Genomic DNA, 13,296 nt, shown 5'->3' with positions numbered 1-13,296 from the left:
GGCATGGCACCGTGCGTAAAATTAAACCTTCAGACCCCTGCCATAAGGACAGCGAATGCCATGATGAACCTGATGCACTGGCGCCTGCTGGTGGCCGTGGCCGATCACGGCAGCATCACTGCCGCCGCCGAGCGCGTCGGTATGACTCAATCCGCCGCCAGCCAGGCCATGGCCGGCATGGAGGCGACCCTGGGCGCGCAGCTGTTTACCCGTGCACCACGCAAGACCTTGCCCACCGCCCTGGGCTTGAGTGTGATCGAACAGGCGCGGGTGATGCTCAAAGCCTTGCAGACCATTCGCAGCACCGTGGATGAAGCCCGCCCAATGCTGCGCGGGACGATTCGTATCGCCAGTTTTCCCATGGTGCTGGCCAGGTTCCTGACGCCGTTGTTGCAGCGCTTTGCCCAGCTTTATCCGGGGATCGAGGTGACCACCCTGGATGTCACCGACAATGAAGTGCTCACCTTGCTCGACGCGGAGTTGATCGACCTGGGTGTCGTGCTCAACCCCAAGCCCGAGCGCAATGCCACGGTACTGGGCCGGGACTTCTGGATGGCCGTGCTACCGGTGGCCCATGCGCTGGCGCAACGCCCGGCCGATGCCAGTGTGTCGCTTGAGGCGTTACTTGAGCAGCCGTTCGTGCTCGCCACCGGTGGGTGTACCGCGAATGCGCGCAGCCTGGGCGCCGCAGCGGGGCTGACGCTGCGCGATATCCGCGTGGAAGTGCGCGAATGGAACAGCGCGTTCAGCCTGGTGCGCGAGGGCGTGGGCGTTACGCTGGTGCCGGAAATGGCTCTGCCGGCCCAGCGCAAAGGCTTGCGCGTGATGCCGCTGACGGTGCCGCTGCACCGTGAGTTTGCCTTGGTCGGCTCGCCCACCCGTGACCCTTCAGCCGCTGCCCGCGCTTTATTAGAAATGCTGGCTGATTAGTGGCCTTGCATAGTGCCTAGCCCTGTCTATGCTCACCCATAACCGTTGATGACGCTTGGCAGATAAAGCGATTTGGATGGTTATTCCCCATGAAGGTGTACCAGCACTACCCAACATATGAATGGAACGCGCCTTCCGTGCGCCGGGAATCCAGGGTGATCTGACCATGTTCAACCGCCATCACAAATCCGACCTGCTTGAAATCCAACGCTTTTCCTGCGCACTTACCGAAACCAACGCCAAACTCGCGGCCATCAGCCGCTCCATGGCCATGATCGAGTTCGACGCCAGTGGCGTGATCCTCGACGCCAACGACAACTTCTGCAAAACCATGGGCTACAGCGCCGAGGAGATTCGCGGCAAGCATCATCGCCTCTTTTGCGATGAGGCCTACACCCACACCGACGGTTACGCCAAGCTATGGCGCGACTTGGCGCGGGGCGAGGCGCTGAGTGGCACCTTCATGCGCTTGAACAAGCACGGCCAGGAGGTGTGGCTGGAAGCCAGCTACATGCCGGTGCTGGACAAGGACAATCAGGTGCAGAGCGTGATCAAAGTCGCGTCGGATATTTCTGCGCGGGTTCACCACGAACATGAAAACCAGAGCCTGATCGACGCCATCGGCCGTTCCATGGCAGTGATCGAGTTCACGCCTCAGGGCCAGATTCTCAATGCCAACGAAAACTTCCTGAAGACCGTGCAGTATTCCCTGGATGAAATCGTCGGCCAGCACCACAGCATGTTCTGCCACCGCAACGAAGTGGAGTCGCCGGCCTACACTGCATTCTGGGCTTCCCTCAATCGCGGTGAATACCATTCACACCGCTTCGAGCGCAAAAACAAATACGGCAAGACCCTGTTCCTGGAAGCCTCCTACAACCCGATCTTCGACCCCAATGGCCGCTTGTACAAAGTGGTGAAGTTCGCCAGCGACATCACCGACCAAGTCACCACCCTGCGCACCGCTGCCGACTCGGCCCACGCCACCTCGGTGCAAAACGATGCCTGCGCGCGCAAGGGCTCGGAGGTGGTGCAGCAAACCGTGCAGATCATCGAACAGATTTCCCGCGACTTGAACCAGGCCGCCGAGAGCATTGATGCGGTCAACAAGCAGTCGGACATCATCGGCGCCATCGTCCAGACCATCAGCGGCATTGCCGAGCAAACCAATATGCTCGCGCTGAACGCTGCGATTGAAGCAGCGCGGGCCGGTGAGCAAGGGCGCGGCTTTGCAGTGGTGGCCGACGAAGTGCGCAGCCTCGCGGCGCGCACCAGCCAAGCGACGGTGGAGATAGTGGGTGTGGTGCGCAAGAACCACGACCTGTCGCTGAGCGCGGTGTCGAGCATGCAATCGAGCTTGAGCCGCACGGGGCTCGGGGTTGAGCTGGCAAATGAAGCGGGGCAGGTGATCCTGGAGATTCAGGAAGGGTCACGGCATGTGGTGGATGCGATCGGGCAGTTCAACTCGACCCTACAACTTCAGTAACACTGAGCAGGCTTGTAGTGAGCGGGCGGTGCGACGACTCGACAAGCCCGCTCATTACAGGTCGAACAAGATTAGATCGCGGCCAAGGTTTCTTTCACGGTTTGCGCCTGAGGCTCAGCCGTCTTCGCCGCTATCTGCTGCTCTTGTTGCTGCTTCAAACGGTCAGCCACTTGCTTGGAAATAGCGTCCTGCTTTTCCTGCGACATGTTCTGCACATCCGCCTCGGTCAAACCCTGTTCCTTGAGCAATTGCTCACGGATACGCTCGGCCGGCGTCTTGCTCATGTAGTCGGTAAAATCCGCCCGCGCGCCGGAGGTAGCGCTGGTCGCCGGCACATCGGAGGCCGAAGCGGAGGCCTGCAGTTGCACGCGGGTCTTGGCGAAGGCCTCGTCGATACGGTCGGTGGCCTTGTCCAGTTCCTTTTGCGCGGCCGGCATGGTCACGCTTTGCTGCGTCGCCTGCAGGGCACCGCTGTACAGCGCGCTGGCAGCGGCGTTGGCAGGGTCCATATCAGGCCGTTTGATCTGTTGAACGGTCGACACGGCTTGGGTGTTGTTGTTAACCAGCATGATCGGTCACCTGTGGAGTGTTCGGTGCCACAGCTGGAGCAAATAGCGTGCCGGGTGCGAAGCGCCCGGTTTTATTGGGGATGATGTCGCCGCCGCGGCAAGTAGTGTCCCGCAGGCGGCCAACCGTTGCCGTCAATGGGCGATATTTTCCAATGCCAAGTTACGCGTACGCGGCCCGAACCAACTGATGGTGATCATCACGATCAACATGCTGCTGGCAATAAACGCCAACACCCCTGGCGTGCCCAGGTGTTCAAGGATAAAACCGATCAACAGGCTGCTGAATACCGTGGACAAGCGGCTGAACGAATAACAGAACCCCACCGCCCGCGCGCGGATGTTGGTGGGGAACAGCTCGCTCTGGTACGAGTGATAGCTGAAGCTCAGCCAGGCATTGCAGAACGTGATCATCACCCCGCAGATCACCAGCCCCACCGCCGTGGTTTGCAGCGCGAACAGGCTGCCGAAGATCACCGCGCCCATGGCTGAGCCGACGATCTGCCATTTGTTTTCAAAGCGGTTGGCCACTTTCACAAACAGCAACGGCCCCAGCGGGTAGGCGAGTGTGATGATAAAAGCGTAGAGCAAGCTGTGGGTCACGCTGACGCCCTGGCCCGAAAGCAGCGCCGGCAACCAATTGCCAAAGCCGAAAAAGCCGATGGCCTGAAACACATGAAACACAATCAGCATCAACGCGCGGCGACGGTACGGCGGTTGCCAGATATCGGCAAAACGGCCACTGCCCTGAACGCTGACGGCTTGCGGCTCGGGCTCCTCCAGCGGTTTGCCGTGATCTTTCTGACAGCGCGCCTCCAGGTTATCCATGATCGCACCGGCTTCTTCGAAGCGGCCCTTTTGCGCGAGCCAGCGGGGTGATTCCGGCAGGCGTTTGCGAAGTTGCCAGATAAACAACGCAAACACCGCGCTCGACAGTACCACCCAGCGCCAGCCGGACACGCCGAACGGCGCTTGCGGCACCAGCCACCACGACATCAATGCCACGGCCGGCACTGACAGAAATTGGATAGAAAACGCGAAGGCAAACGCCGAGCTGCGCATGCGCTTGGGCACCAGTTCCGAGAGGTAGGCGTCGATGGTCACCAGCTCAATGCCCAGGCCAATCCCCACCAGAAAACGCATGCAGATGATGCCCACGGCGGAGGTCTGGATACCCATTAACACGGTGGCGACGGTGTACCAGATCAGCGCAAAGGTGAAGATCGCCCGCCGACCGTAGCGGTCGGCGATGGGGCTGAGCAGGCTGGCGCCGAGGAACAGGCCAAGGAAGGTTACCGAGGCGAACGCGGCTTGGTCGGAGAAACCGAATACGCCCGCGCTGCCGGTATGGAAAATCCCGTCGCTGATCAAGCCGGGGCTGATATAGGCGGTCTGGAACAGGTCATACAGCTCGAAAAAGCCGCCAATCGACAGCAGTGCCACCAGGCGCCAGACCGTCGCAACGGCGGGCAGGCGGTCGATGCGCGCGCTGATATGGGCTGCACGGAGGGGGTCGATGCCGTCGGCGGCAGAGGCGGTGAGTGTGGACATGGGAGGAGATTCCAGGGGCAGTGACCTGGAATCTTAGCGGGCTAACGGAAATCGGTGCTTGTGAAGTTGTGCATGTTTGGCTGCATATTCACCGATTTATTGCGCCAAAACTTCATATTTAAAGGTTTATGGCGCAGAGCCTCCGTAGGCTATGGGTATTTCAAACGTCTGGAAGGCGTCGTCCACCGGTTGGTAACCCAGCACGCGTGTGGTTTCGCTCAGGTCCAAGCGCTTGAAGCGGTTATTGGATATGCCATGGGCGATCAGGTGCTTCACGCCTTCAGCCTCTACCGAACGCTGCAGCAACTGCACCGCATCACGCGGGCTGAGCCAGGCGCTGAGGTCGCGGGCGTTGTTCAGGTCGTGGGTTTCGGGGAATTCAAAGGCGCCGATGCGCAGGGCGATCGTCGAAAGTGGCGTTTTGGCTGCGTAGTAACCACACAGCGCTTCGCCATAGCATTTGCTCACGCCATACAGGTTGGCGGGCATGACCTGCATGCCAGGCGTGATCTGGCGGTCTACCGGGTAGCCTTCGATGGTCTGGGCGCTGCTGGCGAACACCAGGCGTTTTACCCCGGCGGCCACGGCGGCTTCGAACAGGTAGGTGGTGGCGAGGATATTGTTGGGCAGCAATTCGTCGAATGAGGCGCTGGCGTGCGGAATACCTGACAGGTGCACGATAACCTCGATGCCGTCGAGCAGGGCGACCAGGCTGGATGGGTCGCTGAGGTCGGCGTGCACAAAACGGTGCTCGGCCAGGTCGAAATTCGGCGCGATACGGTCCGTGAGGGTGAAACGGTAGCGGTCTTTCGAGGCTTCGAAAAACGTCTTGCCGATTCTGCCGCAGGCGCCAGTGAGCAGTACGTTGAGGCCTTTCACGGTGGAGTCCTTATTTTAGTTATGGCCGTCAAGTGCGAAAGTCTGGAAGCCTTTGTGCTGGCTCAGCCGCTGATAGTACGCGGCAATAGCCGGGTAGGGCGGGCGTGCCATAGGCGTCATCTGCCAGCGGTGCACCGACAGCCCGATCAGGATGTCGGCGAGGGTGAATTCATCACCGGCCACGTAAGCGTTTGTGCGAACGAGCTGTTGTTCCAGAATGCCCATCTTGTCGTTCCAGACCTGCACAGCAGCGGCGATCTGCGCGGCGTCCAGACCATCCGGGTTATTACGCACCAAGGCCGTGAACGCATCGCCCCAGGCGCGGTTGAGTTCGATGGCTTGCCAGTCTATCCATTGCTCGACCCGGGCCCGCGGCGCAGGTTCGGCGGGCAGCAGGTCATGCCGTTGGTAGAGGTTCACGAGGTAGCGGCAGATGGTATTGGACTCCCACAGCACGCCGTGGTCGTCGATCAGTACGGGTATTTGAGCGTTGGGGTTCAAGGCGAGGAATTCAGCGGACTGAGTGGGTTTGAAGCCGATGCCCCAGTCTTCGCGCTGGTAGTCGATGCCCAGTTCCTGGCAGGTCCATAGCACTTTGCGCACGTTGATGGAGGACGTGCGGCCGAGGATTTTCAGTGAGTGTCCCATGGTGCTTCCCTTGCGATGGAGAGCAGCCAATCTAGCAGGGGCAGGAAGCTACGGCGATATTTCAACGCGGGCACGGTAAAAAATGTGGGAGCTGGCTTGCCTGCGATAGCGGTGTGCCAGGCAATGAAGTGTCAGCTGACCTACCGCCATCGCAGGCAAGCCACAGTGGAGGGTGTGCTGCATTACAGGTCAGGTACTCTCCCGCACCTGCAATTCAAACCCCATATCCACCACCGGCTTGGCGATCTTGTTACCCGCCATGATCGTCAGCAAATGCTCCGCCGAACGCCGGCCAATCGCTTCACGCGGCGTGCTGATGCTGCTCAGGCGCGGCACCATATAGGACGAGGCGGGCAGGTCGTTGAAACCCAGCACCGCGACGCGCTCCGGCACCTTGATGCCATGGCGCATGGCTTCCAGCAGCGCGCCTTGGGCCAGGTCGTCGTTGCCAAAGAAGATCGCATCCACATCCGGATGGGCGGCCAACAGTTGCAAAAACAGCTCGCCACCCAAACCGACCGAAGAGGGCCGCGGTGTCAGCAATTCCAGCGCCGGGTCATACAGGCCGGCCTGTTGCAGCGCCCGGCGGAAACCTTCGCCACGCAGCAAGGTGCGTTGGTCCAGTTGCGCGCCGATATACGCCAATCGTTTGTACCCACGGGACAGCAAATGCGCTGCCGCCGTTTCACCCGCCGCCAGCTGCGAGAAACCCACGCAGTTCACGCCGGCATTCGGGTCCAGGTCCATCATGTACACGCAGGGCACGTTGCTGGCCTCGACCATCCGTCGGGCGCTTTCGGTGCGATCGAACCCGGTGAGTAGCAATCCACGTGGCTGGTAGGCCATGTAGTTGCGCAGCAGGTTTTCTTCTTCATCACGCGAATAGTGGAAGTTACCGATCAACACTTCAAAGCCCTTGGGCCGCAGCACCTGGTGGATGGCTTCGAGGGTTTCGATGAACAGCAGGTTGGACAGCGACGGCACCAACACCACCACCGAATGGCTCTGGGCCGAGGCCAGGGCGCGGGCGGCGGGGTTGACCACGTAGTTGAGTTCGGCGGCGGCCCGCTGCACTTTTTCCACCAACTCGGTGGCGACGGTGCTGATGCCACGCAGGGCGCGCGACGCGGTAATCGGGCTGACGCCGGCCAGGCGGGCGACTTCGTTAAGGGTCGGGCGACCCGTAGTGCGCAATTTTTTATCGTTCTTAGAGGTCATCAGGCGGCTTGCCAAACAAAAATCGAGGCACTAAGGTAGCGCTGTCTCCAAACGGCTGCAAATGCTTGAACGTTGGGTTGCCTGATCCCGTTCGAATGATTGGAGCGGATGCACGCGTCACTCCATAAAAAAAGACAAGACGGCGCGGGAAAAGCCTGTTTTTGCACTAGCCTTACAGCGTGCAAAGGTAGCGCTATCTGCGTCCTGAGGTGTTTCATGAGTCAACCTGTTACCGCCCTGGTTATCATGGGTGTTGCCGGCTGTGGCAAGACCAGCGTCAGCGAGGCCCTGTGCCGGCTGAACGGCGCCACTGCCATTGAAGGCGACAGCTTTCACCCCGCCGCGAATATCGAAAAGATGAGCGCCGGCCACCCCCTCAACGACGACGACCGCGCCGGCTGGCTCGACATCCTGTGCGATGAACTGCGCCGTTCGCTCAAGGCAGGCGAGCACCCGGTGCTCACCTGCTCCTCACTCAAGAAAAAATACCGCGACCACCTGCGCGAAGCCGCGCCGGGCCTGGGGTTTGTCTTTTTGGAGCTGACCCGCGAAGTGGCCGCCGACCGCGTGTCGCATCGCCCCGGCCATTTCATGCCGGCCAGCCTGATCGACAGCCAGTTCGCTACCCTCGAATCGCCGATAGGCGAACCGCTGACCCTGGCCCTCAACGCCAGCGAAGACAGCATCGAGGAACTGGCCGAGCAGACCAACACCTGGTGGCTGCAACACGGCTTTGAACCAACCCGATAATTTTTTGCCGGAAAGATAGCGCTATCCCCGGCGAAAGATTCAACACCCGCTTTAATAACAACAACAAACAGGAGAGACCCCCCATGTTTGGCATGTCCCACGAGTCCTACCTGCTGCTAGACGCAGTGGTCACTATCATCGGGTTGATCGTTCTGATCACCAAGTTCAAGGTGCACCCGTTCATTGCACTGATCATCGCGGCCGGCTTCCTCGGCCTGACCTCGGGCATGCCCGTGGACAAGATCATCAAGGCGTTCCAGGACGGTTTCGGCGGGGTGCTCGGCTTTGTCGGCATCATCCTCGCGCTGGGCACCATGCTCGGCAAGATGATGGCCGAATCCGGCGGCGCCGATCAGATCGCCCAGACCCTGATCCGCGCCTTTGGCAAGGACAAGGTCCAGTGGGCGATGATGTTTGCCGCGTTCCTGGTGGGTATCCCGCTGTTCTTCGAGATCGGTTTTGTCTTGCTGATCCCGCTGGTATTCATCGTCGCGCGACGCACCGGCGTGTCGCTTATCAAGATCGGCATCCCGCTGCTGGCCGGCCTGTCGGCCGTACACGGCCTGGTGCCACCGCACCCGGGCCCGCTGCTGGCCATCGGCGTGTTTGGCGCGGACATCGGCAAGACCATCCTGTACGGCCTGATCGTCGCACTGCCGACTGCCATCATCGCCGGCCCGATCTTCGGTACGTTTATCGCCAAGTACATCCCGGGCAACCCGTCCCAGGAACTGGTCGACCAACTGGCCCGCGATACCGATAACAAGTCGTTGCCGAGCTTTGGCATCACCCTGGTCACCGTGCTGCTGCCGGTGTTCCTGATGCTGCTCAAAACCTTTGCCGACATTGCGTTTGCCGAAGGCAACGTGGTGCGCAACTGGATGGACATGATCGGTCACCCGATCACTGCGCTGCTGCTGGCGTTGCTGCTGTCGCTGTATACCTTCGGCCATCGCCAGGGCATTCACTCCAAGCAAATCCTCAAGTTGCTCGACGCCAGCCTTGCGCCGACCGCCGCGATCATTCTGATCATCGGTGCCGGTGGTGGCTTCAAGCAGATGCTGGTGACCAGCGGTGTGGGCGACGTGATCGGCCATATGGCGGTGAACGCGCAGATCAACCCGATCCTGCTGGCGTGGCTGGTGGCGGCGGTGATTCGCGTCGCGACGGGCTCGGCCACCGTGGCGACCATTACTGGCGCGGGCATTGTGGTGCCGGTGGTAGGCATGATTCCAGGGGTTAACCGTGAGCTGCTGGTGTTGGCGACAGGGGCGGGTTCGTTGATCCTGTCTCACGTCAACGATGCGGGGTTCTGGCTGGTGAAGCAGTACTTCAACATGACCGTGGCTGAGACGTTCAAGACGTGGACGGCGATGGAGACGATTCTGTCGATCGTGGCGTTGATCTTTATCATGCTGTTGTCGTTGGTGGTGTGACGTACACACCCTGAAGCTTGGGTGAAAACCCGATGCAAATGTGGGAGCGGGCTTGCTCGCGAATGCGGTGGATCAGTCGCCAACTCCATTGACTGACATTGCGCTTTCGCGAGCAAGCCCGCTCCCACAGTTTTAATCACATCCCAACAGGTGAGTCGGGTCAGGGCTTGGTGACCAGGCCATCCGCCCGGAACATCCCGCGAATCCCCCGCACAGCCTGGCGAATCCGGTCCTGGTTCTCGATCAGCGCAAAGCGCACATGATCATCGCCATACTCGCCAAACCCAATCCCCGGCGACACACACACCTTGGCTTCCAGCAGCAGTTTCTTGGCAAACTCCAGCGAGCCCATGGCAGCATACGCTTCGGGGATTTTCGCCCAGACGTACATCGACGCCTTTGGATTCTCGACCATCCAGCCCAGCTCATGCAGGCCCTTGACCAGCACGTTACGCCGCTGGCGATACTGCTCGGCAATGTCCTTCACGCACTGCTGATCGCCTTCCAGCGCCGCAATCGCCGCCACTTGCAGCGGAGTGAAAGTGCCGTAGTCGTGATAACTCTTGATCCGCGCCAGGGCGTTGACCAGTTCCGGGTTACCCACCATGAAACCGATGCGCCAGCCGGCCATGTTGTAGCTCTTGGACAGGGTGAAAAACTCCACCGCAATGTCCTTGGCGCCCGGCACCTGCATGATCGACGGGGCTTTCCAGCCGTCGTAAACGATGTCGGCGTAGGCCAGGTCGTGCACCACCAGCACGTCGTACTGCTTGGCCAGCGCAATCACACGCTCGAAGAAATCCAACTCCACGCACTGCGCAGTGGGGTTGGACGGGAAGCCCAGGATCATCATCTTCGGTTTGGGGATCGAACCGCGAATCGCCCGTTCCAGTTCAGCGAAGAAGTCCACGCCAGGAATCAGCGGCACCGAGCGGACCTGGGCGCCGGCAATCACGGCACCGTAGATGTGGATCGGGTAGCTCGGGTTCGGCACCAAAACAGTGTCGCCCTGGTCCAGGGTGGCCAGCATCAAGTGCGCCAGGCCTTCCTTGGAACCGATGGTCACGATGGCCTCGGTTTCCGGGTTGATGTCCACTTCATAGCGGTCTTTGTACCAGCGCGAAATCGCCCGGCGTAGGCGCGGAATGCCTTTGGAGGTGGAGTAGCCGTGGGTGTCTTCACGCTGGGCGACGGTGACCATTTTCTCCACGATATGCGGTGGGGTCGGGCCGTCAGGGTTACCCATGCTCAAGTCGATGATGTCTTCGCCGCGCCGACGCGCAGCCATCTTCAGCTCGGCAGTGATATTGAACACGTAAGGGGGGAGTCGATCTATGCGCGCAAAGCGGCGCGGCAAACCTTGGTCAGCCATTGTTGCCTCGAGGGTACGTAAGCGCCCGGAACCGTCCGAGCGACGTCGGCCACTGCGGTGGCCTGCGGAGCAGACAATACGGTCGGTGATGGCCAGTTGTCCAGATGCGTAGGAAAATTTTCTGCATGGAGTCCAATACGGATATGCCCCTATACTCGATGCGGGTTTGTTCCCTCATAAGAAGGAGACTGTTCGTATGGATCAGCAGACAAAACAACCGTTAGAACCGCGCATGGAAGCGGGCAAGGCTCTGGTGATTGCCGGTGTACAAGGGCGTTATTCAAAGGCCACCGTGGGTGATATCCCCAAACTGTGGGAGTTGTTTGATACCTGCATCAAGGACATCAAGCAGCGCGTTGGCGGGGTGACGTATGGCGTTTGCCATAACTCCCATCACGGCGAATTCGATTACATGGCCGGTGTTGAAGTCCCGAGCAAAGCCGAAGTGCCGGGCAATTTCGAGTCTATCGAAATTCCGCCGCTCAACTATGCCGTGTTCCCGCATTACGGGCCGGTGCAGGCGCTTGAGCAAACCTACGAGCGCATCATGTTCGAATGGCTGCCATCTTCGGGCTATAAGGTGATAGGCGCGGATTTCGAGCGCTACAGTGCGGATTTTGATGGGCGCAAAGGCACCGGCACGGTGGAGATCTGGTTGCCGGTCGGCGAAAGAGGCTGAAACTGCTGCCCATGCCACGTAAACAGGACATGCACGTGCGAACGTCCTGTTTACGTGACATTCCGCTAAGGATTAAATGCCCACCTCAACCGGCGCTCATACCCAATCCGCCCCTTGTACGCCTCCCCACTGTCCACCCATCCAGCCGCCAGATACAGTCGCATCGCCGGCACATTTTCCGCGTCCACCGACAACGCCAAGCCCTTGATCTGTGGCCACGCTTGCAATGCCGCCGCCGGCAACGCCTGCAAACATGCCTTGCCGAATCCGCGCCCTTGCTGGTGCCGGTCCACCTGCAATGCATGCAGCGTCGCGCTGTGTTCATCGGCCCAATGGGGCAGGCAAGGTGGGCGTTTGAGCAACAGGAAGGCCACGGGCTGGTCGTCGGCGAGCAGGGCGAAGCCTTTGATCGCGTCGGGATTGGGATTGACCAGCAGGCTGTTCAGCGCACAGTAGATATCACCGGAATACGCCAGTTGCTCGGGATGCACTTGCAGGGTGTCGAGTTGCTGTTTCTGTACAAGGCTCAGCGTCTCATAGGAGACGAGGCGGGTTTCCATGGGGGGGCGCATCCGAAATCCTACAAAGAGGCGTGATTCTAGCGGGTTTGGCGTCTGTCGGGTCGACCGGAAACCTTGAGCGACGCGAACTATAGTGAGTCCCGTGCGCCCATTGAATCTCTGAACACAACACTCATAAGACTCAAGAGGTTTCATGACAGAGGGGGTCAGAGCCTGGATCGGTTGGTGACGCTGGTCACCGAAGGCATGCGGGATCGAGCGCACGGTAGGTGATCAAAATGTGAGCGCAGGCTTGCTCGCGAACGCGATGTTTCCAGCCACACATAAGTTGACTCACCCCCCCGCTCTCGCGAGCAAGCCCGCTTTGATCTTCATTGTCTGGCCGGGATCACTCAAGCATCTTGCCCAACAACCAACTCCCCGCCGGCCCCGGCGGGTGCTGCCGCGACCACAGCGCATCCACCGCCACCGAGCGCGGCCAACTGCGTGCTTTGAGCTCGACCAATTGGCCGCCATCAAAACGCTCGACCAACCAGCGCGGCAGCGGTGCCCAGCCGAAGCCCAGTTGCGCCATTTCCATCAACATCAAGTAACTCGGCGCCGACCACACGCGGCCGCTGGGGCGGGTTTCAGTCGGGTTGATGATGCTGGCCAGGCGCAGTTCGCGATGCTGGCGCAGCGTGTCGGCGGGGATGTTTTTCAGGTTGGCCAGTGGGTGTCTGGCCGCGACGAACAGTGAGATTTCCGTGCTTTCTGCTACCGGCGCGCCGGTGAGGTCGGGCGGGTAGTTATCCTGTTTTTCAATAAAAGCGAGGTGCGCGCGGCCACTTTGTACCAAGGCAACCAAATCCTCGCACTCAGCGATCAGGCATTCCAGTTCAAGGTCCGGGTAACGCTGCTCAAAGGCGCTGAGCGCGACCTCGAAGCGATCGGACTGGTAAGTATCGGACATGGCGATGGTCAGTTTCGGCTCCAAACCCTGGGCCAACTGGCTCGCTGCCAGCTCCAAACGACTGCTGGCCTCCAGCACCTGCTCGGCGCGTTGCAGCAACACATGGCCGGCCGGCGTCAGCGTCGGCTTGCGGCTAGTGCGGTCAAACAGCACCACATTCAGGTCAATCTCCAGGCTCGCCACTGCCGCGCTGACGGTGGACTGGCTCTTGCCCAGCTTGCGCGCCGCTGCGGAAAACGAGCCCTGGGTGGCGGCCTGCACAAACGCCTGCAGCACTTCATGGGAGGCCATTACTATCGCCTTGATCG

13 protein-coding genes and 1 pseudogene are annotated in these 13,296 nt (G+C 60.3%); 6 read left to right on the top strand and 8 right to left on the bottom strand.

Translation table 11 applies throughout. The annotated features are described in order from the left end of the window. The first annotated feature begins 60 nt into the window (after window positions 1-60). The 3 genes and pseudogenes from AACY44_RS07640 to AACY44_RS27675 all read left to right on the top strand — a co-directional run bounded on the left by AACY44_RS07640 (window position 61) and on the right by AACY44_RS27675 (window position 2,416). Window positions 61-930, top strand: a complete 870-nt coding sequence (locus tag AACY44_RS07640; protein ID WP_339417090.1) for a LysR family transcriptional regulator — start codon at window positions 61-63, stop codon at window positions 928-930. Window positions 931-1,051: 121 nt separating this feature from the next. After that, a pseudogene (locus AACY44_RS27680) lies at window positions 1,052-1,873 on the top strand (PAS domain-containing protein); the annotation flags it as partial. Beyond that, a complete protein-coding gene (locus AACY44_RS27675) occupies window positions 1,847-2,416 on the top strand; it encodes a methyl-accepting chemotaxis protein (protein ID WP_445261928.1) in 570 nt (189 codons plus the stop codon). The pseudogene AACY44_RS27680 and the gene AACY44_RS27675, both read left to right, overlap by 27 nt. A 71-nt stretch (window positions 2,417-2,487) precedes the next feature. Here the strand turns inward: AACY44_RS27675 and AACY44_RS07630 are convergent, their stop codons facing one another. The 5 genes from AACY44_RS07630 to AACY44_RS07610 all read right to left on the bottom strand — a co-directional run bounded on the left by AACY44_RS07630 (window position 2,488) and on the right by AACY44_RS07610 (window position 7,281). Next, window positions 2,488-2,985, bottom strand: coding sequence for a hypothetical protein (locus AACY44_RS07630; protein ID WP_339417088.1), 498 nt, complete (start codon window positions 2,983-2,985; stop codon window positions 2,488-2,490). Between the two features lie 132 nt (window positions 2,986-3,117). After that, entirely contained in the window at window positions 3,118-4,533 is a 1,416-nt protein-coding gene (locus AACY44_RS07625) for an MFS transporter (RefSeq protein ID WP_339417087.1), read from the bottom strand. Between the two features lie 126 nt (window positions 4,534-4,659). Then, window positions 4,660-5,412 (bottom strand): NAD-dependent epimerase/dehydratase family protein, encoded by a 753-nt coding sequence (locus AACY44_RS07620; RefSeq protein ID WP_339417086.1) that lies wholly within the window; start codon window positions 5,410-5,412, stop codon window positions 4,660-4,662. Between the two features lie 15 nt (window positions 5,413-5,427). Next, window positions 5,428-6,060 carry a glutathione S-transferase family protein gene (locus AACY44_RS07615; protein ID WP_339427465.1) on the bottom strand — a complete coding sequence of 211 codons (633 nt, stop codon included), beginning with the start codon at window positions 6,058-6,060 and terminating at the stop codon, window positions 5,428-5,430. A 189-nt stretch (window positions 6,061-6,249) separates the two neighbouring features. Continuing rightward, on the bottom strand, window positions 6,250-7,281 hold the full coding sequence (locus AACY44_RS07610) for a LacI family DNA-binding transcriptional regulator (RefSeq protein WP_339417329.1): 1,032 nt from the start codon (window positions 7,279-7,281) through the stop codon (window positions 6,250-6,252). A gap of 213 nt (window positions 7,282-7,494) precedes the next feature. Between AACY44_RS07610 and AACY44_RS07605 the strand changes: the two genes are divergently transcribed. Further along, window positions 7,495-8,028: a gluconokinase gene (locus tag AACY44_RS07605; RefSeq protein ID WP_339455856.1), complete on the top strand. Its 534-nt coding sequence runs from the start codon at window positions 7,495-7,497 to the stop codon at window positions 8,026-8,028. A gap of 83 nt (window positions 8,029-8,111) precedes the next feature. Continuing rightward, window positions 8,112-9,464, top strand: coding sequence for a GntP family permease (locus AACY44_RS07600; protein ID WP_339417083.1), 1,353 nt, complete (start codon window positions 8,112-8,114; stop codon window positions 9,462-9,464). Window positions 9,465-9,624: 160 nt separating this feature from the next. Here the strand turns inward: AACY44_RS07600 and alaC are convergent, their stop codons facing one another. Continuing rightward, entirely contained in the window at window positions 9,625-10,836 is a 1,212-nt protein-coding gene (alaC, locus tag AACY44_RS07595; protein ID WP_339417082.1) for an alanine transaminase, read from the bottom strand. Between the two features lie 196 nt (window positions 10,837-11,032). Between alaC and AACY44_RS07590 the strand changes: the two genes are divergently transcribed. Then, a complete protein-coding gene (locus tag AACY44_RS07590; RefSeq protein ID WP_339417081.1) occupies window positions 11,033-11,515 on the top strand; it encodes a GyrI-like domain-containing protein in 483 nt (160 codons plus the stop codon). A 65-nt stretch (window positions 11,516-11,580) separates the two neighbouring features. Here AACY44_RS07590 and AACY44_RS07585 read toward each other — a convergent pair whose 3' ends face one another. Beyond that, window positions 11,581-12,075, bottom strand: a complete 495-nt coding sequence (locus AACY44_RS07585; protein ID WP_339428520.1) for a GNAT family N-acetyltransferase — start codon at window positions 12,073-12,075, stop codon at window positions 11,581-11,583. A 349-nt stretch (window positions 12,076-12,424) separates the two neighbouring features. Next, window positions 12,425-13,279, bottom strand: coding sequence for a LysR family transcriptional regulator (locus tag AACY44_RS07580; RefSeq protein ID WP_339417079.1), 855 nt, complete (start codon window positions 13,277-13,279; stop codon window positions 12,425-12,427). Between the last annotated feature and the right edge of the window lie 17 nt (window positions 13,280-13,296).

The organism is Pseudomonas sp. RA_15y_Pfl1_P11, assembly GCF_963970975.1.
GTDB classification, from domain to species: domain Bacteria; phylum Pseudomonadota; class Gammaproteobacteria; order Pseudomonadales; family Pseudomonadaceae; genus Aquipseudomonas; species Aquipseudomonas tritici.
This window is presented reverse-complemented; position numbering and strand designations above follow the sequence as displayed.

What these genes read in the sequence shown, in the direction of transcription:
- AACY44_RS07600 (WP_339417083.1), top strand. Translation starts at nt 8,112, where the DNA reads ATGTTTGGCATGTCCCACGAGTCCTACCTGCTGCTAGACGCAGTGGTC.
- AACY44_RS07630 (WP_339417088.1), bottom strand. Translation starts at nt 2,985, where the DNA reads ATGCTGGTTAACAACAACACCCAAGCCGTGTCGACCGTTCAACAGATC.
- AACY44_RS07580 (WP_339417079.1), bottom strand. Translation starts at nt 13,279, where the DNA reads ATGGCCTCCCATGAAGTGCTGCAGGCGTTTGTGCAGGCCGCCACCCAG.
- alaC (WP_339417082.1), bottom strand. Translation starts at nt 10,836, where the DNA reads ATGGCTGACCAAGGTTTGCCGCGCCGCTTTGCGCGCATAGATCGACTC.
- AACY44_RS07640 (WP_339417090.1), top strand. Translation starts at nt 61, where the DNA reads ATGATGAACCTGATGCACTGGCGCCTGCTGGTGGCCGTGGCCGATCAC.
- AACY44_RS07590 (WP_339417081.1), top strand. Translation starts at nt 11,033, where the DNA reads ATGGATCAGCAGACAAAACAACCGTTAGAACCGCGCATGGAAGCGGGC.
- AACY44_RS07615 (WP_339427465.1), bottom strand. Translation starts at nt 6,060, where the DNA reads ATGGGACACTCACTGAAAATCCTCGGCCGCACGTCCTCCATCAACGTG.
- AACY44_RS07605 (WP_339455856.1), top strand. Translation starts at nt 7,495, where the DNA reads ATGAGTCAACCTGTTACCGCCCTGGTTATCATGGGTGTTGCCGGCTGT.
- AACY44_RS07625 (WP_339417087.1), bottom strand. Translation starts at nt 4,533, where the DNA reads ATGTCCACACTCACCGCCTCTGCCGCCGACGGCATCGACCCCCTCCGT.
- AACY44_RS07585 (WP_339428520.1), bottom strand. Translation starts at nt 12,075, where the DNA reads ATGGAAACCCGCCTCGTCTCCTATGAGACGCTGAGCCTTGTACAGAAA.